The sequence below is a fragment of the Flagellimonas algicida genome, assembly GCF_049629585.1.
Lineage (GTDB): Bacteria > Bacteroidota > Bacteroidia > Flavobacteriales > Flavobacteriaceae > Flagellimonas.
In genome coordinates this window covers 1162596-1181055 of record NZ_JBMYIX010000001.1, presented here as the reverse complement: position 1 = coordinate 1181055, position 18460 = coordinate 1162596, and the positions used below count along the sequence as shown (strand labels likewise).

Below are 18460 nucleotides of genomic sequence, written 5' to 3'. Positions count from 1 at the left end.
CCAGTTTAGTCAAGAACAAATGAAATTAGATGTTGATGGAATTAAAAGTATATAGTGACAAACAAGAAGTAGCGGAGCAGTTTTCAACCTATTTTAAGGAGAAGGCCAGTTTGGGGGAGTTCCATGTGGCCCTTTCCGGGGGGAGCACGCCCAAAATTGTATTTGATGTACTGGCTGAAAAATTTTCGGATGAAATTGATTGGAGCAAGATTCATTTTTATTGGGGGGATGAACGCTGCGTTCCTCCTACCGATGATGACAGCAACTACAAAATGACCGTGGAGCATCTATTTTCAAAAATTGAGGTGCCCGAAGCCAATATCCATCGTGTATTGGGAGAAAATGACCCCAGTGGTGAAGCCATGCGCTATGCCAACCTGTTGGAAATCAATTTGGATAGGATAGAAGGCATTCCCCAGTTTGATTTGGTCATTCTGGGTATGGGCGATGACGGACATACGGCTTCCATTTTCCCCCATGAGATTGAGCTTTGGAACGCCGAGGACCATTGCGTAGTGGCCACCCATCCCGATTCAGGTCAAAAAAGGGTTTCCATTAATGGAAAGGTCATCAATATGGCCAAAGAAGTCGCTTTTTTGGTCACCGGAGCCTCCAAGGCAGAAAAAGTAAAGGCAGTTGTGGAAAAGACTGAAGATTCTGAAGTATATCCAGCTACCCTTGTTGACCCTTCATCAGGCAATCTGGTTTGGTTTTTGGATGAGGATGCTGCCGCTGGGCTTAGTCCAAATCCATAGTCACATTTTCCCCTTCCAAAAACTCCAAAAACTCGTTTACCTTAAAGTTGTTGGATTCGTATTTGCTGTCGCGATTATAGGCGGATTGCTTCCGTTCCTTACTTCGGGCGAATCGACGGATGTCCTGCTTGCTTTTTAAAATCAACCCGGGAACCGCTTTGTTTTTTCCGTTAGTGCCTTTGGATACCATGGTGAAATAGGAAGAGTTGCAGTGTTTTACCTCACCGGTGGTCACATTTTCGGATTCCACCCGGACCCCGACCACCATGGAGGTTTTTCCGGTGTAGTTGATAGAGGCCTTCAGCGTGACCAATTCACCTACTTCAATGGGATTTAAAAAATCTACCCGGTTCACGGAGGCGGTCACACAATAGCTTTGCGAATGCTTGGAGGCACAGGCAAAAGCAATCTGGTCCATAAGGTTAAGAATGTGCCCACCATGCACCTTGCCCCCAAAATTGGAATGGGAGGGAAGCATCAGTTCGGTAATGGAGACCCTACTTTCTTTGGACGACTTAAATTTTTTCATTGATTTCTGAATAGCGGTGACTTTTCCGTTTCCACTTCGGTGATAAAATATTTGGTATCGCCCAGCCAAAAGAAGGTGGCGTAGCGTTCCTTGTAGGTCACTTTGATGTACTGGCCTTGGTATTCCTTCATTTTTTCAATGATCTCCGTTTGGCTGTCCTCCACGGAAAAGGAAAATACATTGGTACCCGAAAGTCCCTGACTGATTTGTCCTTCCCAGGTTTTTACCACAACACCCCTACGACTGAATTTGATGAGTTCCCCAGAGCGATAGCCTTCACTGAAGGGCACGTAGTAGATAAAGGCAAAATAGGCTGCAATTCCCAACACTATGGCGGAAATGGCGATAAATAAAAACTTTCTCACGGCTTATAGTTCTAGTTTAGGGTCTTCTTCAAAATCATCCTCGTGGGCACGCTTTAAAATAGGCTCAGGCAAGGATTTTTTGGCTTTGGCCCCCATTTTTTTCAATCGTTCAATACTGGTAATGATGTTGCCACGGCCATCCACCAACTTGTTCATGGCGCCACGGTACTCACTTTTAGCTTCGTCCATTTTCTTGCCCACTTTGGTCAAATCGGATACAAAACCTTCAAACTTGTCATAGAGGGCGCCGGCCTGTCGGGCAATCTCAATGGCATTTTTTTGCTGTTTCTCATTGCTCCACATGGTATCAATGGTGCGCAGTGTGGCAAGCAATGTAGAGGGGGTCACAATGACAATGTTTTGTTCAAAGGCCTTGTTGTAAAGCGAAACGTCCTCGTTTATGGCCACGGCAAAGGCGGGCTCAATAGGTACGAACATCAATACAAAATCCGGACTTTCCATTTCATAGAGGTCCTCATATTTTTTGGCGGATAACTGTTCCACGTGCTTTCGCAGCGAGTTGATATGGTCTTTTAGGAATTTGGGCTTGTCATCTTCCTCGGCATTGGTATACCGCTCGTAATCGGTCAATGAGACCTTGGAATCCACGACCATTTTTTTACCATCGGGTAGGTGGATGATGACATCGGGCATGACCCTACTGCCATCATCACGAGTAAAGCTTTGCTGGACACTATACTCCCTATCTTTCTCCAAACCAGACTTTTCCAAGACCCGCTCCAATACCAATTCTCCCCAGTTTCCCTGCATTTTGCTATCCCCCTTCAATGCCTTGGTCAGGTTTTCGGCCTCTTGGGTAATTTTAAGGTTTTGGTTTTGGAGGTGGAGCAACTGTTCTTTGAGGGCAGAGTGTATGCTGATGTTCTCCTTTTGCGAATTTTCCACCTTTTCCTCAAACTCCTTTATCTTTTTGTTGAGAGGAGTGAGGATGTTCTCGATGTTCTCTTTATTGCTCTTGGTGAACTTTTCACTTTTTTCTTCCAGAATTTTGTTGGCAAGGACCTCAAACTCTTTGGTGAACTTTTCCTGTAGTTTTTCAACCTCTTCCTTTTGTTCCCTGTTTTTGAGTTGAAGGTTTTCCAAATCGGCCTGATAACGCACCAACTGGTTGCTTTGCTGTTCCTTTTCGGATTGTAACTGTTTCCGTTCCTCATCACCCAACAACAATTTGTCATTTAAGGATTTGATGGAGGCATGGAGTTGCTGTTCCCGTTCGCCCCAAACACTTTCGGTGGACTTGGTCTTTAACTTTTGGATGTACATACCACCAAACAGCCCCAAGGCCAATGCAATGATTCCTATAATGAGATAGATAAGTTCTGCGCTCATGAAAAGATTTCTTCGGATAAAGATAACGGATTCCGACGGATGCCGAAATGGAAAACATACTTACTTATTCACCTTGAATGTACCTGTTTTGGCATCAAACTGAATCATTTCCGAAGGAAACAAGCGCTCAAAATGGTGCTGCTCAATCAGTTCGCATGGTGTCCCGAACGGGTTGTTTACGCCGTCCAGAATCAAGGTCTTATCGCACAATTGAATGGCCAAATCAATCTCATGGGTAGTAAAGAGAATGGTTTTTTGGTTTTGATGGGCCAATTGCTGTAACAATTTCAAGATTTGAACCTTGTGGTAGAGGTCCAAATGGGTGGTGGGCTCATCCAACAGAATCAAAGGAGTGTCTTGGGCCATGGCCCGGGCAATAAGAACCCGTTGCAACTGACCATCGCTCAGTTCGTGGCATTTGGCATTCCGTAAATCGTTGAGTAAAAAAGCATTTATACTTTGGTCAATGTGGTCTTTGTCCATTGAAGAAAGGCTTCCCAACCAATTGGTATAGGGTTGTCTTCCCAAGGCAATGAGTTCCTGTACGGTAAGATTTTTGGAGGCAGGGGGTTCGGTAAGGACCACACTGAGTTTTTGGGCCATTTCAGATGGGGAATGGTTCTCCAATGTTTTACCCTTCAAGTAAATGTTGCCGCCTAGTTTGGATTGAAAACCACCCAAGGTTCGGAGTAAGGTGGATTTCCCGATTCCGTTGGCTCCTACAATACCGCACAGCGTTCCCGTTTCCAAAGAAAAATTGATATGTTCTGCCACAACTTTTGAGCCATAGCCAATGGCCAGTTCCTTGGTGGAAAGGATATGTTTTTCAACGTTTTCCATCAGAATATCATTTTACGTTTTCGTACCAACAACCAAATCACCACAGGTGCCCCTACCAATGAGGTAATGGCATTAATGGGCAATACGTTCACCGAGTTGGGCAATTGGGCCAAGGTATCACAGAGCAGCATCAAGATGGCCCCATAAAGGAACACGGCAGGCACCAAAATGCGATGCTCCATGGTGTCGAATATCTGTCGGGTAAGATGGGGCACCGCCAATCCGATGAAGACAATGGGTCCGGCAAATGCGGTTATGCCACCGGCCAACAAACCCGCGGCGGCGATGATGACCAACCTTGATTTTTTCAGGGAAACCCCAAGACTTTGGGCATAATGTTCCCCCAAAAGGAAGGCATTCAGCGCCTTGATGGAGAGCACACAGAGCAAGACACCTAAAATCACAATCCCCGCCAACAAGGACAATTGTTGGGAACTCAAATTGCCCACGCTACCAAAAGACCAAAATATGAAGCGCTGTAAACTTTCCGCGCTGGTAAAATAGGCCAGTACGCTGACCAATGCCGAGGTGATACTGCCAAACATCAACCCGATGATCAATAGGGCCATGGTGTCACGAATACGTTGTGCAACAATGAGCACTACGGCCAGTACCAAAAAACTACCTAGACTGGCAGCAATGGCCAAGGAAACATCACCCACAAAAGACAGGGAAGCAAAGCTTGAAACAAAAGAAGCCCCCATTAAAAGCAGTGCAGCTCCCAGACTGGCGCCGGAGCTAATGCCCAAGACAAAGGGTCCTGCCAGTGGATTTCGGAACAGGGTCTGCATCAAGAGTCCGCTCAGGGAAAGTCCACCGCCTACCAAAAGTGCCGTGAGCGCCTTGGGAACCCGATAGTCCCAAAGAATGTATTCCCATGAGGGCACTTCCAAGGGTTTGCCCAAAAGCCCGGAGAGGGTTGCCGAAAAGGGAATGGAAACGGAACCCGAACTGATGTTCAATACCACTGCAAGGCAGAGTGCGACCGAAATCAGCACAAAGGAAAGGCGATATGATCTTGGGTGCGACATCTACTGCAAAGGCCTGTAAAAATGGGGTTCATAACTAGGCAATAGTCCCGGATGCAAGATGGAAATAAGGTCTTTCAACACCAAATCGGGGCGTTGGGGCGCCAATTCATAAAAAACCAATCCACCCGTGGCTCCCTTCCTGATGGCATTGGAATATACCTTCTTATTGGAAAATGCCGAAAATTGGAGGTAATGGATGTTGGCTTGTTCCAATTCTTCATATGTTCCGTGAAGGGACGGATTCAACCAATAATCCACTTGTTGTGCTTTTTCCAGGACGGCTTCCAAACTTAAACCGATTCCCCCGGTCTCTTCGGTATCGGCCCAGATATAATCAGTATTGGCATCTTCTAAAAATTGGGCCATCCAACTTTTTCCACCGGAAACGTACCACACATCCTTGTAGAGACCCCCAGTAAGTACGGTAGGACGTTCTTTGGCATTTTTGGCCAACAGTTTGGCCTCTTGATAGGACTTTTCAATATCGTTAAAAATGCTGTCGGCTTCCATTTCTTTCTGAAAGAAAGGGGCAAAGAATTTGATCCATTCCGCTTTTCCCAATGGGGTCTGTTCCACCCAATCCCCATTATAGACCACAGGAATCCCCGACCGTTTGATGATGTCATAGGCCTTGTTGGTATCATTGATGCCAAATCCCATGACCAGTTCGGGGTTGAGCTCCAGCACCACCTCGGTATTGATATTCTCATTGGTACCCAATTCTTTGATCAGGCCTTGGTCGATTCGCTGCCGGGTGGCAGTAGATGAAATCAAATCGGTATTGGGAAACCCGACTACGGATTCGAGTACACCCAAGGCTTCCAAGGAAGGAATATGAGTAGTTGAAGTGATTACCATGCGCTCAACCGGTATCGCCACAATGGCATCATAGGCGTCGCTAGGCAAGGTAATGGCCGCTAATTTCTCCCTGGGTACCAAGGCATACTTGAAGCTTTTTTCAGTACCAGGCCAAGCCGCTGTGACTTCAATTTCGGTAAACTGGCCATTGTGTTGGACCGTAAAGCCCGTAGCATATTGGATTTGGGATTCCTCCGCAGTTACTAGGTCGATGACTGGTGCCTTCTTTTTTTCTCCGCAGCCCAAAACCAAGAGCAAGGAAGCGATTCCAATGAGGAGTCTGGATAACTGTTTTTTTGCCATGGACCAAAAGTAAGATTAATTAACTTTTGCCAAAAAAGATTAAACAGATTGATTACTTTCGCGTTGAATTTTGGTTTACACGTTGTTGTTGACGTGTGATTAAAAGGGAATCCGGTGAAAATCCGGAACTGTTCCCGCAACTGTAAGTTTATGCCAAACTTGTTTTGGCACCCTTGTGAAAAGGGATGTTGTTTCTTCAAAACCACTGTCCGTTGGATGGGAAGGTTAAACTACATAAGACAAGTCAGGAGACCTGCCAAATTCAAACAAACAATGTTAAACTTTCGGGATAAAAGTTTGCGTATGAACACCATACTACGCTCCCGTTTATTGATTTAAACGAAATGAAGAAAAATCATTTATGGTTATGTGCCGCCCTTTTGGCAGGCAAGGGACTTTGTGCCCAACAACAAGATTCGGCCCACGTGCAACAATTGGATGAGGTTGTAGTGAGCGATTCCAAATTTGAACTGAAGCGTGAGAATTCAGGAAAAACGGTGATCAAGATCACTGCAGAGGAATTAGAACGAAAACAAGGCCAGACCGTGGCCCAGATCATCAACACCAAGAGTGGGATCGAGATTACGGGAAGCCGTGGACGTGACGGCGATGTTTTGGGCGTTTTTGCCCGTGGAGGTCGAGGAAGACAGGTTTTGGTCATCATTGACGGGGTCAGGGTTTCCGATCCATCATCCTTTAGCCAAGAATACGATTTGCGATTGCTTTCCACGGCAAACATTGAAAGTATTGAGATCATCAAAGGAGCGGCGAGTACCCTCTACGGGACCAATGCCGCTACGGCTGTGATCAACATCACCACCAAGAAAAGCTCCAAAGAGAAATTGGCAGGGAACTTTCAAACCACGATGGGAAGCAATCAGACGGCTGATGACCAGAACTACAATTTGGGCAACCTCAGCAATGCGGTTTCCTTGAACGGGACCTTGGACAAGTTCGATTATGTGGTGGATTTCTCCAACCGTAGTTCCAAAGGGCTTTCCGCTGCGGTGACCCCGGAAAATGAAGAGGACAATTTTTCCCATTTCAGCACCAACGTTAAATTGGGCTATCAATTTTCTGAGAACTTTCGATTGTCCGTATATGGAAACCAGACCCGATATTCGAATGAATTTGATGCCGATTTCATGGAGGCCCCTAACCGTTCCAGAGTGGACCAGAAGAGGGCCGGAGTCACCTCATCTTTTGCATATGGGAAGGGATCGTTGCACCTGAACGCAGCATATACGGATTACGAAACGGATTCCAAAAGCACCTATGGGGAGAGTATTTCGGACGGAAAGAATCTGGTACTTGATTTTTACAACAAATATGTGATCCACGATAAATGGCATACCATTTTGGGCGTAAATTATCTCAAGGATGAGGCGACGTTTTCCAATGATACGGATTTCAATATTGTTGATCCCTATGCCAATGTGGTCTATGTTTCTGATTTTGGATTGAATTTGAATGTGGGTGGACGTTGGAACAATCACTCCGAGTATGGCAGTCATTTTGTGTACAATCTTAACCCTTCCTACGTTTTTTCATCCGCCAATGGGTATGTAAAGCTGTTCGGGTCGTATGCCACATCGTACATTACCCCAAGTTTGACCCAATTGTTCGGGGATTTTGGGTCCAATCCGGACTTGGAACCCGAGGAGAACAGAACCCTTGAAGGAGGTGTGGAGTATAAAGTCAATGATGGATTGCGTTTGAGTGCCCTGTATTTCAATCGAAATGAAAAGAATGCCATCGGGTATGACCAGAACTTTACCAGCATCAACATTTCTGATGAAATCGATGCCAATGGGGTGGAAGTGGAGCTGTCTTGGAACCCTTTTGATGTTTTGGACATCAATGCGAACTATACTTTTACGGAACGAAAAGGGGACAATGCCATTCGAATTCCCAAGCACAAGGTGAATTTGGCATTGGGCTACCAAGTTTGTGAAACCACTAACCTTTCCTTGAGCTACGCCTATACTGGGGAACGTTTTGACACCAATTTCATGACTTTTACGGATGAACCCTTGGAGGCATTTTCCTTGGTGAATCTGTATGTGGAGCATCAATTGTTGCCCAACAGGTTGAAGGTCTTTGTTAACGGTTATAACCTATTGAACGAAGAATATACTGAAGTCATCGGCTTTACCACTCGTGGTAGGAATGTGGCCTTTGGGTTGAATTTGAACCTATAAACACCCGTTGCAATCCTATGCTGAAAGTCTGTTCCTTTTTGCCGGCCGTTACCCAAATGCTTTATGATATGGGGCTCGATGGACATTTGATGGGAATCACCTTTGAATGTCCCGAACAGGCCTTGAGGGAAAAGAAACCTGTGGTACGCTGTATTCTTGAAGGTAAGAATTTGTCCAGTCAGGAAATCGATTCCCTTTTCTCGGCCAGTAAGCACCAAGGGAAGCAATTGTACTATGTGGATGAAAAGCTTTTGGAGCAAATGGCCCCAGATATTATTTTCACCCAGGATATGTGCGATGTTTGCCAGATTGATACCGCTTGTACATCGACTGCCGTGGCCAATCTGAAAAAGCAACCTGAGTTGATATCCATTAGCCCTGAATCCTTGGAAGATGTTTTTGAATCGGCCATTACCATTGCGAAGGCTTTGGACCGGGAAGAAGTGGCCTATAGGTATTTGGAAGGACTTCACAAGCGTATGGAGTCTGTGACCGACCAATTGCGTGCGGCCAAGGCACTGCCCAAGCGGGTCATGCTCATGGAGTGGATTCAGCCCATATTCAACTGCGGTCATTGGATTCCCCATCAGATTGCCTATGCGGGAGGTGTGGATATGCTTTCGAACCCGTCTGGGGATAGTGTGGTCACCTCTTGGTCAAAAATCACACAATACGACCCAGAGGTTTTGGTCATTGCTCCCTGTGGTTTTGGGATTGACCGAACCATGGAGGAAATCCATCTTTTAATGCAGCGGCCGGGATGGGATGGCATCAAGGCGGTCAAGGAAGGAAAGGTTTTTATTGCGGACTACGATATGTTCACGCAATCATCGGCCAATACCTTGGTGAACGGAATAGAAGTGCTGGCAGGACTTTTCCATCCTGAGGCACTGGAAATACCGGAAAACTTAAGGAGTAAATGTCGAAAACTAAATCTTCAAGCAGTAGAGTAAAAAAGAAAAGCGGCCTAGGCCGCTTTTTTTATTGTAGATATTGGTTCTTGCTCAACGTTAGGTTTACGTCCAACGGCTTGTCCAGATACATATTATCTCGTACTGGGGTCAAAACCCTGGAACTAATAAACCCTTTTGCAGGTATCTGGACCGAAAAACTTTTCTTGGCCGACACTCCGGTGATTTCCTCTATGGCACGGGCCAAAAGTGGCTCATTAGGGTCTCCAAGAACCCCAAGGTTGGCCAAATCTTCTTCAAGGGGAATATTAGGGACAAGTCCAGAAGTGTAATCTGAAAACCCATCGGCGTTTTCATTTCTTCCTACCAAGGGCTGTATACCCCAGCTATTTTTGGAGTTGATGTTGCCTTCACGGTCCTCATCATAAATGAATGCATTTTCCGGATCGTCGACCAGGGTTATGGAAAATTCATTTTTCCCCCGTGTCGTTTCACCAATATGGATGACATCGACATAAGGGGCCAGACCATTCATGACCAATTCACTGGCTGAGGCGGAATCGTCCGTGGCCAGTACATACACTTGGCTTAAATTAAGTGAGTTTATGGCACTTGCCCCGGTAGAGTTGGTAAAATAATCCTCTAACTGTGCAGTGCTTAATTGGCTTTGTATTTTATCATTCCAGCGTTGTCTAATATAGAGTTCGTTGGTATTGGTGCCATAGATCATACTGGCCAGAAGACGGGATGTGTTTACCGAGCCCCCTGGGTTGTAACGCATATCGAGCACAAGCTCGGTGGCCCCATCCGTCTTGAACTTTCCAAAGGCGGCATTGAGTTCTTCGTTAAAATTGCTCAAGAACCGATTGTACATCAGATAAGCGATTTTGGTGCCGTTTATATCCAAGGTCTCGGCCACCAAAATGGGGTTTTCCACTTGGTTTTCAATCTTGGTCAAGGTCACTTCAGTATCATTGTCCACAATTTCACCCCCAACAATGTCGGCCATACCCAACGTATAGGTATCGTTGTTTCCAAAAAGAAGGCTGATGTAGTTGTCTTCGGTCAATTGTTGACCATCCACGCGGGTAAAGATATCTCCCCTTTGAATGGTTTTGGTCGAGGCATCAGAATCGGGCACAATGTAAATGACATACCCGAAGACATTGAACCCATCTTGAAAATATTTAAGATTGAATTCCAGTCCGTTGCTTTTGGAAACTCCGGAAAGGTTGCTGACCAATTCGGTATAATCATCGTTCAAAAAGCTGAAACGGTCATCGTTAAAAAGGAGAACATCGTAGTAAAAATCACTGGGATTGGGGGTAGCTTCCAAAAACGAGGTGTATTCGTTATTGGTGGAGAACCTATCATCGGCAAGATCGGGCACATCACCTTGCCAAAAATACCAAAGGTTCATGGCTTGCCACATAAAATTTTGTGCAATGGCGGACGATCCCTGGTTCATGGTAGGGGTTTCCCCATTCTTGATCTGGTCATCATCATTGTTGCAGGCTGTAAAGAAGAGCACTAACCCCAATAGTGGAAGAAGATATTTTTTCATAGCTGAATTTTTATTGGATTCCTCAATTTTTGTTCCAAATATGTGATGAGGTTGGTAAGTAAGGCGATAAATTTTATAATTTCTTACAAATTTGCTGTACAAAATAGGTACATAAAAGCAGAATACAAATTTTTTGTAACAAATTTCGATATGCGTCGTCGTGATAATGTAGGCCAATATAGAGGGGCCGAAAACAACTAAGACAAACCAATGAAGCAATCAGAGTTTTTAAATGTGGTGATGCCCTTTAAGGACAAGCTGTACCGACTGGCCAAGCGCCTTTTGGTATCGCGGGAGGAAGCAGAGGACGCCACACAGGAAATCCTGATGAAACTATGGTCAAAGAATGAGTCAATGGGACAGTATAAGAACGTTGAGGCCTTTGCCATGACCATGACCAAGAACTTTTGTTTGGACCGATTGAAATCCAAGCAGGCCGGAAACCTAAAATTGGTGCACAGCAACTATAGTGATGAAAACACTTCGTTGCAACGCCAGTTGGAAGCCGAGGACAGTGTGCAATGGATGGAACGGATTATGCAGGAACTGCCCGAACAACAAAAAATGGTATTGCAATTACGCGATGTGGAGCAATACGAATTTGAGGAGATATGTGAGTTGATGGACATGAAGCCCACCGCCGTACGGGTGGCATTGTCCAGAGCAAGAAAGACAGTACGACAAGAATTGATAAAAAAACACAGCTATGGCATTGGATAACATAGAAAAATTATTGGAAAAGTACTTTGAGGCCAGCACAACGGTGGCCGAGGAAGAGCAACTTAGGGAGTATTTCGCACAAGAAAGCGTTCCAGCGCACCTTGAGCAGTACAAATCCATGTTCAATTACTTTTCCAACGCCAAGGAAGAACGGTTTACCAAGCAGGTTCCATTAAAAACCAGAAGTAATCTATACAAATGGATTTCCGTTGCAGCGGTCGCAGTTTTGACCTTTGGCATTTACTTGGGTAATGAGTACCAGGAAAGAAAAAAAGCGGAGTACGCATACCAAGAAACCAAAAAGGCTTTTGAACTCTTGGCGGAGAATTTTGGCCGGGGAACGGAGAAAGTGGCCTACCTAAAAGAGTTCGAGGAAGCAAAACAAAAAATTTACAACAACAATTAAAAACGAAAAACATGAGAAGGAATATTTTAATCATTTTGATCGCAGCTCTCCCATTGTCGGGGTTTTCACAATCCTTGTTCGATAAGTTCGAAGACTTGGATGAAGTCACCTCCGTGGTGGTGAACAAGAGCATGTTCAACCTATTGGCAAAAATCGATGTGGAAGTGAACGACCCAGAGGCCCAGGATTTTATGGATATCGCCAGCAGCCTTAAAAGTCTAAAAGTCTTTACCACGGAAAACAAAAAGATAGGGGACGATATGAGGTCGTCCGTGAGCAGTTACCTGAAATCTTCCCAGATGGAAGAGCTTATGCGCGTGAAGGACAAGGATGCCAATGTGAAGTTTTACATTAAACAGGGAAGGGATGATGACCATGTAAGCGAACTGCTGATGTTGGTCACCGATCTGAACGAAGTAGAGGCCGATGGCAGAAAGATAGAGACCGTACTACTTTCTTTGACGGGTGACATTGATTTGAACAAGATCAATTCCCTGACCAAAAAAATGAACCTCCCCAAAGAGTTGAACAAGGCGGGCAAGCAAGAGTAGGGAATGTATTCGGTTGGCAGTGATGGGGCCATGGTGTAACAAAATGCAAGTTTCATCAACCAATCACTGTCAGCTGATTCTATTAAAAAATAAATCAATCAAAAAACGTACAGATGAAAAATATAGTAAAAGGCATTTTGGTAATGGGAGTGGCCCTTTTGGCTTCTTGCTCCTCACGCCAGAGTTTACAGGAATACTACGTGCACAATTCGGAGAACCCCAATTTTATTGTTGTGGATGTCCCGGCAAGCATCCTTAAAATGGATGCAGTGGATTTGACCCCTACCCAGAAAGAGGCAGTGGAATCCCTGCGTAAGTTCAACTTGTTGGCGTTCAAAAAGAATTCGGGCAATGCTGCGGAATTTGAAGTGGAGCGGAACAAGGTGCGGGAGATCCTAAAAAACGGTGACTTTGTGGAACTCATGAAGATCAACTCCAAATACGGTAAAGGTGTAGTGAAATATTTGGGTGAGGAAGATGCCATTGATGAAGTGATCATCTACGGGGATAGTGATGACAAGGGCTTTGCCCTGGTTCGCGTTTTGGGCAAGGATATGAATCCGGCCCACATCATACAACTCATGCAGGCCATCCAAAAATCGGACTATAAAGGAGAGGGATTGGGAGAGATCGGCGAATTTTTGAAAGGATAACCATATTCGGGCACAACACAATCAAGGGGCAACTTTAGTTGCCCTTTTTTATTGATATCTGCCAAATTCTCGGGGTTTTGTGACCTTCTTTTCTATCTTAGTGTCTCATAATAGGAACACTAACAAATCAACTACACTATGGAAAAAGCAGAAGAATGGATGAACTACGGCCTGGAATTGGCCAAGGAGTTTGGACCCAAGCTCCTCACCGCTATCCTTATCTACGTCATAGGCGCGTGGATCATCAAAAAGATTGTAAAGACCGCCAGAAAGGTCATGTCCAAAAGTAAATACGATGAGTCCTTACAACGATTTCTGTTGGATTTGGTGTCATGGGGCCTCAAGGTATTTTTGATCATCATAGTCATTTCAAGATTGGGTGTGGACGTTACCACCTTCGCTGCGGTAATAGCGGCGGCCGGTTTGGCCGTGGGTCTGGCCTTGCAAGGTTCCCTTTCCAATTTTGCCGGTGGGGTATTGCTCATGATCTTTAAGCCCTATCGTATTGGCGACCTTATAGAGGCCCAAGGCGTGTTGGGTGTGGTAAAGGGCATCGAAATCTTCACCACCAAACTGGTGACTCCACAGAACAAACTGGCCATTATCCCCAATGGGGCCATGGCCAATGGAAACATCATCAATTACACCGCCGAAGGCAAAATGCGGGTAGATACCGTAATCGGGGTGGGCTATGGAGAGGACATCAAAAAAACCAAAGAGGTGCTGCTAAAAGTCCTCACCACGAACCCCAAGGTTTTGGAAGACCCGGCCCCTTCCGTAAACGTATTGGAACTGGCCGATAGCTCCGTGAACTTTGCCGTGCGGCCTTTCTGTAAGCCCGAGGACTACTGGGATGTGTACTTTGCCACCTATGAAAACTGCAAATTGGCCCTGGATGCCGCTGGAATTGAAATTCCATACCCGCACCAAGTGGAAATCCACAAGGAGGGATAATCAAAAAATCAAATAGTTTGAGTTTAATTAAACCCCGGTATAATTCGCTGGGGTTATTTGTTTTAATTCTGTTTTGATGGCATCCGAAACTTCCAAGGTTTCAATAAAATCCGCAATGGACTTTTGGTTGATCTTCTCATTGGTCCGGGTCAAGCCCTTTAGGGCTTCGTACGGATTGGGATAGCCTTCGCGGCGTAAAATGGTCTGGATGGCCTCGGCTACCACGGCCCAGTTGTCCTCTAGATCTTGTTCAAATTTTGCTTGGTTCAGTACCAATTTGTTCAACCCCTTTAACGTGGATTGAAACCCGACCAAAGTATGGGCAAAGGGCACCCCTACGTTTCGCAATACGGTACTATCCGTTAGATCGCGCTGCAATCGGGAAATGGGAAGTTTGGCCGATAAATGCTCAAAAATGGCATTGGCCAGACCCAAATTTCCTTCGGAATTCTCAAAATCTATGGGATTCACTTTATGGGGCATGGCCGATGAACCCACTTCTCCCTTTTTTATTTTCTGTTTGAAATAGTCCATGGATATGTAGGTCCAAACGTCCCGGTTGAGGTCGATCAAGATGGTATTGATGCGTTTAAGGCAATCGAACAAAGCGGCCATATGGTCGTAATGTTCAATTTGGGTTGTGGGGAAAGAGTGGTAAAGACCCAATTTTTCCTGTACAAACTTACTGCCGAAGGCTTTCCAATCGATATTGGGATAGGCCACTTTATGGGCATTGTAGTTTCCTGTGGCCCCTCCAAACTTGGAGGCACTGGGGATGTCGTTCAATAAATTGAACTGTTCTTTCAAACGTTCCACAAACACATCGATTTCCTTGCCCAAACGGGTAGGGGAGGCTGGTTGTCCGTGGGTACGCGCCAACATGGGTACGTTTTCCCATTCCTTGGCCAATTCCTTCAATTTTTCGAACACCTCAAAGTAAGAAGGAACGTAGCTATCGTTCATCGCTTCCTTGATGGAGAGTGGAATGGCCGTATTGTTGATATCCTGTGAAGTCAACCCGAAATGGATGAATTCTTTATGGTCTTCCAATCCCAAGGCATCAAAACGCTGTTTAATGAAATACTCCACGGCTTTTACATCGTGGTTGGTGGTTTTTTCAATTTCTTTGATGGCCTGTGCATCCTCAGCAGAAAAATCCTTGTAAATGGACCGTAGCTCCTCGAATTTGGTTCCATCAAAATTAGACAATTGGGGCAGCGGTATTTCACAAAGGGCAATGAAATACTCGATCTCTACCTGGACACGGTATTTGATGAGGGCTTCCTCGGAAAAGTAATTTTGTAAGGATTCAGTTTTGTTTCTATACCGACCATCGATCGGTGAAATGGCATTGAGTTGCGTTAAGGACATTTTTGCGTACTGTTTTGGAAGTGGCAAAGATACTTAAACTTGTAGAGTTTATCGGCTTAATTTGGCCAGCTTGTCCAGTGTTTTTTTGGCTCGGTTCTGGTATCCCACCGTACCTGTGGCATAAGATTCCTCCAAAATCATGCGTAATTCAGGATGTACCCAATCAAATTTCAGTCCCAAATAGTAAAGACTGGTCATGGAAAATACCTTCGGGGCCATGTTCATGGGGCTGATGAGCCAGTCAAAACAGGTGATCATTATTTTCTCTAGATGTTCATCGGCTATATTCTTGATGAAAACAAGGTCTTTTTTCTTGAAATAGGCCTCTGTAACCATTTCGCAGACATGGGCCATGGGACGGATGCAGGATTCGCACCGTAGTTCGGACAGACTGTTTGTGAAAAGGGTCATCATGGGCAATAGATAGACCAACCTTTTCCGCATCAAGTGATCAAAGGTCCAGCTGGCATTGAATGTCCCTTCCTTGTCTTCTTTCAATACCTCAAGAAAGAGTGCTTCAGCCAATGAGGGCTGTTGTATCAATTGTTCCACCAATTGGTCTACTTCGGACTTTGTAAGTCTGCCGGAATGCAATTTGGTATGTAGCTGTTGTTTGGTCACAAAAGTGTATTTTTAGTTAAAATCCGGTTCGAATGAAAATAGCAAAAAAAATAGGCATTGTCTTGTTGGTGGTCTTTATAGGCATGCAATTTTACAGACCGAACAAAAATCTGTCCGATAGTGATTATGTTGCCGTTTTTGAGGCCGAGACCCAACCCAGCACCGAAGTCAAGCAGATTTTGAAGTCTACGTGTTACGACTGTCATAGTGGAAACACGGTCTATCCTTGGTACAACAATGTGGCCCCGGTTTCGTATTGGTTGGACCACCATGTCCAGGAAGGCAAGGAGGAACTCAATTTTTCGGATTGGGGAAATTATTCGGACAAAAAGAAAGATCATAAGCTGGAAGAGTTGGTTGAAGAGGTTAAAAAGGGCAAAATGCCTTTAAAGGAGTACACCTGGACCCATAAAGAGGCCAGACTTACGGAAGCACAGAAAAAGAGTTTGTTGGATTGGGCCATTGGGGTCAGGTCATTGTATCAGATAAGTGATTCACAAGAGTAGGGACTCCTTCCGCAGCAGTTTCGGAAATTATGGTAAGGTTCCCAAAATCTGATGGACGTACACTGGGTTTGGGATCCACAAAAAAGATAGGGGTCTGTCCCGATACGTAATTCGCTAAACTGGCTGCAGGGTATATCTGCATGGAGGTTCCTATAATGATCAGGATATCGGCCAATTGGGTAATTTGGGCCGCGGTTTCCATCATAGGAACCATTTCACCAAACCAGACTATATGGGGTCGGAGTTGGTGTCCATTTTTGTCCAAATCACCAAGAATCAAGTCCTTTTTCCATTCCAACACATGGTTTTCATCCATGGTGCTCCGTACTTTGAACAGTTCGCCATGCAAATGTACCACATGGGAGCTGCCGGCTTGTTCATGGAGGTTGTCCACGTTTTGGGTCACTATGCTCACCTCAAAATGTTTTTCCAAGTCCACCAAAGCATGGTGTCCCGCATTGGGACTGACTTCCAAAAGCTGTCGCCTGCGCTGGTTGTAAAAATCGAGGACCAATTCCGGATTCTTGGCAAAACCTTGGGGAGAGGCCACTTCCATGACATCATGACCTTCCCACAGACCATTGGAATCGCGAAAGGTCTTGAGGCCACTCTCTGCACTCATTCCCGCGCCAGTGAGCACCACTATTTTCTTTTTGACCATTGTTTAGTTTTCTTTGTTGGAAGTTTGGGGCGACCAAAGCAGGGGAGGTTCAAAAATAGGAATTTCATTTTTTTCTATCTTGGCATTTATGCAAAATGATGATTTGTTGACCTATTTAGAAGGGTATTTGACCGATGAGCGCAAGCAGCGCTTCCTTGAGGTATTGCAAAACCGCACCAAATTCCTCACCGTGGCTATTGAGGATGTGTATCAAATGCACAATACCAGCGCTATCATGAGGAGTTGCGATGTATTTGGTGTTCAAGAGGTACATGTGGTGGAAGATCGTTTTCAAAAGCGATTGGACAAGAACATTGCCGTTGGGGCCGAACAATGGGTGGATATGCATACATATGGGGATGCCTCTGAATGTATCTCCAAATTGAAGCAGTCGGGGTATCAGATCATTGCTACAACCCCACATAACGATTCCCTACTGCTCCCGGATTTTTTCCCAAGGGAGAAGACTGCCTTGTTTTTTGGAACGGAAAAGGAAGGTTTAAGTGAGGAGGTAATGCAACAAGCGGATGGATACCTGAAAATTCCTATGGTCGGTTTTTCAGAAAGCTTGAATGTTTCCGTATCGGCAGCGATCATTATACAAGAGCTCGCCCAAAAAGTCAGAAAATCCAATGTGGATTGGCAGCTTACCCAGGCCGAAATCCTTGAGAAACGGTTGGACTGGACCAAGAAATCCATCAAAAGTGTGGAAGGTATTATTGAGCGATATCTTTCGGAATAAAGTTTTTTGTACATTTAGTATCTAACCAATTCAAAGACAAATGACTACGATATTTTACATTCTAGCCGGGATTGTGCTGCTCATCCTTATTTTGGCAGCTATTGCACCCAAAACGTACCATGTTTCAAGATCGATTGTGATTGCGAAGCCCAAATCCGAGGTTTTTGAAAATCTTCGATTTCTTAAAAACCAAGATCAATGGTCGCCTTGGAACCAGAAGGACCCCGACATGGAGAAAAAGTTGACCGGAACAGATGGAGAGGTGGGAGCGATGAGCTATTGGAACGGGAATAAGGATGTTGGGGAAGGAGAGCAAGAGATCACCAAAATTGTGGATGGGGAGCGTGTTGAGTCCGAACTTAGATTCCTGAAGCCTTGGAAGTCCACTTCCGATGCCTATTTGGCCACCGAAGCGGTGGATGCCAATTCGACTAAGGTGACTTGGGGATTTTCTGGAAAAAATAAATTTCCGTTCAGCATTATGATGCTGTTCATGAACATGGACAAAGCTGTTGGAAAGGATTTTGAGGAGGGACTTGACAATTTGAAATCAATCTTGGAGGAATAA

21 protein-coding genes and 1 riboswitch are annotated in these 18460 nt (G+C 45.1%); of the genes, 11 read left to right on the top strand and 10 right to left on the bottom strand.

Annotated elements, in window-relative coordinates; genetic code table 11:
* The first annotated feature begins 35 nt into the window (after nucleotides 1–35).
* Nucleotides 36–755, top strand: coding sequence for a 6-phosphogluconolactonase (pgl, locus tag ACPD8L_RS05335; RefSeq protein WP_423942380.1), 720 nt, complete (start codon nucleotides 36–38; stop codon nucleotides 753–755).
* Here pgl and ACPD8L_RS05330 read toward each other — a convergent pair.
* The 6 genes from ACPD8L_RS05330 to ACPD8L_RS05305 are packed head-to-tail and all read right to left on the bottom strand — an operon-like array spanning nucleotide 739 to nucleotide 6031.
* Complete coding sequence (locus ACPD8L_RS05330; protein WP_116217966.1) at nucleotides 739–1284, bottom strand: acyl-CoA thioesterase; 546 nt, start codon at nucleotides 1282–1284, stop codon at nucleotides 739–741. The two genes, pgl and ACPD8L_RS05330, sit on opposite strands and share 17 nt — an antisense overlap.
* On the bottom strand, nucleotides 1281–1649 hold the full coding sequence (locus ACPD8L_RS05325) for a 6-phosphogluconate dehydrogenase (RefSeq protein WP_116217965.1): 369 nt from the start codon (nucleotides 1647–1649) through the stop codon (nucleotides 1281–1283). The genes ACPD8L_RS05330 and ACPD8L_RS05325 overlap by 4 nt, the downstream gene beginning before the upstream one ends.
* Nucleotides 1650–1652: 3 nt before the next feature.
* Complete coding sequence (locus ACPD8L_RS05320; RefSeq protein WP_293301157.1) at nucleotides 1653–2999, bottom strand: DNA recombination protein RmuC; 1347 nt, start codon at nucleotides 2997–2999, stop codon at nucleotides 1653–1655.
* A gap of 60 nt (nucleotides 3000–3059) precedes the next feature.
* The gene (locus ACPD8L_RS05315) at nucleotides 3060–3839 is read right to left on the bottom strand and encodes an ABC transporter ATP-binding protein (protein WP_423942378.1); all 780 of its coding nucleotides are present in this window, start codon (nucleotides 3837–3839) and stop codon (nucleotides 3060–3062) included.
* The gene (locus ACPD8L_RS05310) at nucleotides 3839–4870 is read right to left on the bottom strand and encodes a FecCD family ABC transporter permease (RefSeq protein WP_421809620.1); all 1032 of its coding nucleotides are present in this window, start codon (nucleotides 4868–4870) and stop codon (nucleotides 3839–3841) included. Before ACPD8L_RS05310 ends, ACPD8L_RS05315 begins: the two co-directional genes overlap by 1 nt.
* Entirely contained in the window at nucleotides 4871–6031 is a 1161-nt protein-coding gene (locus ACPD8L_RS05305; RefSeq protein ID WP_423942376.1) for an ABC transporter substrate-binding protein, read from the bottom strand.
* A 54-nt stretch (nucleotides 6032–6085) separates the two neighbouring features.
* Nucleotides 6086–6306, top strand: a riboswitch (cobalamin riboswitch).
* A 69-nt stretch (nucleotides 6307–6375) separates the two neighbouring features.
* On the opposite strand from ACPD8L_RS05305, the gene ACPD8L_RS05300 reads away from it, so the two are divergent.
* Together ACPD8L_RS05300 and ACPD8L_RS05295 are read left to right on the top strand one after the other, a co-directional pair.
* Nucleotides 6376–8232 (top strand): TonB-dependent receptor plug domain-containing protein, encoded by a 1857-nt coding sequence (locus tag ACPD8L_RS05300; protein ID WP_423942374.1) that lies wholly within the window; start codon nucleotides 6376–6378, stop codon nucleotides 8230–8232.
* A 17-nt stretch (nucleotides 8233–8249) separates the two neighbouring features.
* Nucleotides 8250–9185, top strand: a complete 936-nt coding sequence (locus tag ACPD8L_RS05295) for an ABC transporter substrate-binding protein (RefSeq protein WP_423942372.1) — start codon at nucleotides 8250–8252, stop codon at nucleotides 9183–9185.
* A 28-nt stretch (nucleotides 9186–9213) separates the two neighbouring features.
* Here ACPD8L_RS05295 and ACPD8L_RS05290 read toward each other — a convergent pair whose 3' ends face one another.
* The gene (locus tag ACPD8L_RS05290; RefSeq protein WP_423942370.1) at nucleotides 9214–10707 is read right to left on the bottom strand and encodes a S41 family peptidase; all 1494 of its coding nucleotides are present in this window, start codon (nucleotides 10705–10707) and stop codon (nucleotides 9214–9216) included.
* A 210-nt stretch (nucleotides 10708–10917) separates the two neighbouring features.
* Between ACPD8L_RS05290 and ACPD8L_RS05285 the strand changes: the two genes are divergently transcribed.
* From ACPD8L_RS05285 to ACPD8L_RS05265, 5 genes are all read left to right on the top strand, one after another.
* Complete coding sequence (locus ACPD8L_RS05285) at nucleotides 10918–11427, top strand: RNA polymerase sigma factor (RefSeq protein ID WP_293301144.1); 510 nt, start codon at nucleotides 10918–10920, stop codon at nucleotides 11425–11427.
* Complete coding sequence (locus ACPD8L_RS05280; protein WP_116217956.1) at nucleotides 11414–11833, top strand: hypothetical protein; 420 nt, start codon at nucleotides 11414–11416, stop codon at nucleotides 11831–11833. Before ACPD8L_RS05285 ends, ACPD8L_RS05280 begins: the two co-directional genes overlap by 14 nt.
* Before the next feature lie 11 nt (nucleotides 11834–11844).
* Entirely contained in the window at nucleotides 11845–12384 is a 540-nt protein-coding gene (locus ACPD8L_RS05275; protein WP_116217955.1) for a DUF4252 domain-containing protein, read from the top strand.
* Nucleotides 12385–12497: 113 nt separating this feature from the next.
* Nucleotides 12498–13037 carry a DUF4252 domain-containing protein gene (locus ACPD8L_RS05270; RefSeq protein ID WP_152130843.1) on the top strand — a complete coding sequence of 180 codons (540 nt, stop codon included), beginning with the start codon at nucleotides 12498–12500 and terminating at the stop codon, nucleotides 13035–13037.
* A gap of 138 nt (nucleotides 13038–13175) precedes the next feature.
* Nucleotides 13176–13991: a mechanosensitive ion channel family protein gene (locus ACPD8L_RS05265; RefSeq protein ID WP_116217953.1), complete on the top strand. Its 816-nt coding sequence runs from the start codon at nucleotides 13176–13178 to the stop codon at nucleotides 13989–13991.
* A gap of 27 nt (nucleotides 13992–14018) precedes the next feature.
* On the opposite strand, the gene purB is transcribed toward ACPD8L_RS05265, so the two are convergent.
* Both purB and ACPD8L_RS05255 read right to left on the bottom strand, forming a co-directional pair.
* Nucleotides 14019–15362, bottom strand: a complete 1344-nt coding sequence (gene purB / locus ACPD8L_RS05260; protein ID WP_423942367.1) for an adenylosuccinate lyase — start codon at nucleotides 15360–15362, stop codon at nucleotides 14019–14021.
* Nucleotides 15363–15410: 48 nt separating this feature from the next.
* A complete protein-coding gene (locus ACPD8L_RS05255; protein ID WP_421809615.1) occupies nucleotides 15411–15983 on the bottom strand; it encodes a hypothetical protein in 573 nt (190 codons plus the stop codon).
* A gap of 32 nt (nucleotides 15984–16015) precedes the next feature.
* Between ACPD8L_RS05255 and ACPD8L_RS05250 the strand changes: the two genes are divergently transcribed.
* Nucleotides 16016–16489 carry a heme-binding domain-containing protein gene (locus ACPD8L_RS05250; protein ID WP_116217950.1) on the top strand — a complete coding sequence of 158 codons (474 nt, stop codon included), beginning with the start codon at nucleotides 16016–16018 and terminating at the stop codon, nucleotides 16487–16489.
* Here the strand turns inward: ACPD8L_RS05250 and ACPD8L_RS05245 are convergent.
* Nucleotides 16452–17150, bottom strand: coding sequence for an SIR2 family NAD-dependent protein deacylase (locus ACPD8L_RS05245; protein WP_421809614.1), 699 nt, complete (start codon nucleotides 17148–17150; stop codon nucleotides 16452–16454). The two genes, ACPD8L_RS05250 and ACPD8L_RS05245, sit on opposite strands and share 38 nt — an antisense overlap.
* 88 nt (nucleotides 17151–17238) lie before the next feature.
* Here ACPD8L_RS05245 and ACPD8L_RS05240 point away from each other — a divergent pair, with 88 nt between their 5' ends.
* Nucleotides 17239–17892, top strand: a complete 654-nt coding sequence (locus ACPD8L_RS05240) for a TrmH family RNA methyltransferase (protein WP_423942365.1) — start codon at nucleotides 17239–17241, stop codon at nucleotides 17890–17892.
* A gap of 40 nt (nucleotides 17893–17932) precedes the next feature.
* Nucleotides 17933–18460: an SRPBCC family protein gene (locus tag ACPD8L_RS05235; protein WP_116217948.1), complete on the top strand. Its 528-nt coding sequence runs from the start codon at nucleotides 17933–17935 to the stop codon at nucleotides 18458–18460.

Excerpts from the sequence above, each read along its gene's own strand:
- ACPD8L_RS05330 (WP_116217966.1), bottom strand. The coding sequence starts at position 1,284 with ATGAAAAAATTTAAGTCGTCCAAAGAAAGTAGGGTCTCCATTACCGAA.
- ACPD8L_RS05295 (WP_423942372.1), top strand. The coding sequence starts at position 8,250 with ATGCTGAAAGTCTGTTCCTTTTTGCCGGCCGTTACCCAAATGCTTTAT.
- ACPD8L_RS05235 (WP_116217948.1), top strand. The coding sequence starts at position 17,933 with ATGACTACGATATTTTACATTCTAGCCGGGATTGTGCTGCTCATCCTT.
- ACPD8L_RS05285 (WP_293301144.1), top strand. The coding sequence starts at position 10,918 with ATGAAGCAATCAGAGTTTTTAAATGTGGTGATGCCCTTTAAGGACAAG.
- ACPD8L_RS05320 (WP_293301157.1), bottom strand. The coding sequence starts at position 2,999 with ATGAGCGCAGAACTTATCTATCTCATTATAGGAATCATTGCATTGGCC.
- ACPD8L_RS05305 (WP_423942376.1), bottom strand. The coding sequence starts at position 6,031 with ATGGCAAAAAAACAGTTATCCAGACTCCTCATTGGAATCGCTTCCTTG.
- ACPD8L_RS05290 (WP_423942370.1), bottom strand. The coding sequence starts at position 10,707 with ATGAAAAAATATCTTCTTCCACTATTGGGGTTAGTGCTCTTCTTTACA.
- ACPD8L_RS05250 (WP_116217950.1), top strand. The coding sequence starts at position 16,016 with ATGAAAATAGCAAAAAAAATAGGCATTGTCTTGTTGGTGGTCTTTATA.
- ACPD8L_RS05240 (WP_423942365.1), top strand. The coding sequence starts at position 17,239 with ATGCAAAATGATGATTTGTTGACCTATTTAGAAGGGTATTTGACCGAT.
- ACPD8L_RS05265 (WP_116217953.1), top strand. The coding sequence starts at position 13,176 with ATGGAAAAAGCAGAAGAATGGATGAACTACGGCCTGGAATTGGCCAAG.
- purB (WP_423942367.1), bottom strand. The coding sequence starts at position 15,362 with ATGTCCTTAACGCAACTCAATGCCATTTCACCGATCGATGGTCGGTAT.
- ACPD8L_RS05280 (WP_116217956.1), top strand. The coding sequence starts at position 11,414 with ATGGCATTGGATAACATAGAAAAATTATTGGAAAAGTACTTTGAGGCC.
- ACPD8L_RS05315 (WP_423942378.1), bottom strand. The coding sequence starts at position 3,839 with ATGGAAAACGTTGAAAAACATATCCTTTCCACCAAGGAACTGGCCATT.
- pgl (WP_423942380.1), top strand. The coding sequence starts at position 36 with ATGGAATTAAAAGTATATAGTGACAAACAAGAAGTAGCGGAGCAGTTT.
- ACPD8L_RS05310 (WP_421809620.1), bottom strand. The coding sequence starts at position 4,870 with ATGTCGCACCCAAGATCATATCGCCTTTCCTTTGTGCTGATTTCGGTC.
- ACPD8L_RS05245 (WP_421809614.1), bottom strand. The coding sequence starts at position 17,150 with ATGGTCAAAAAGAAAATAGTGGTGCTCACTGGCGCGGGAATGAGTGCA.
- ACPD8L_RS05275 (WP_116217955.1), top strand. The coding sequence starts at position 11,845 with ATGAGAAGGAATATTTTAATCATTTTGATCGCAGCTCTCCCATTGTCG.
- ACPD8L_RS05300 (WP_423942374.1), top strand. The coding sequence starts at position 6,376 with ATGAAGAAAAATCATTTATGGTTATGTGCCGCCCTTTTGGCAGGCAAG.
- ACPD8L_RS05270 (WP_152130843.1), top strand. The coding sequence starts at position 12,498 with ATGAAAAATATAGTAAAAGGCATTTTGGTAATGGGAGTGGCCCTTTTG.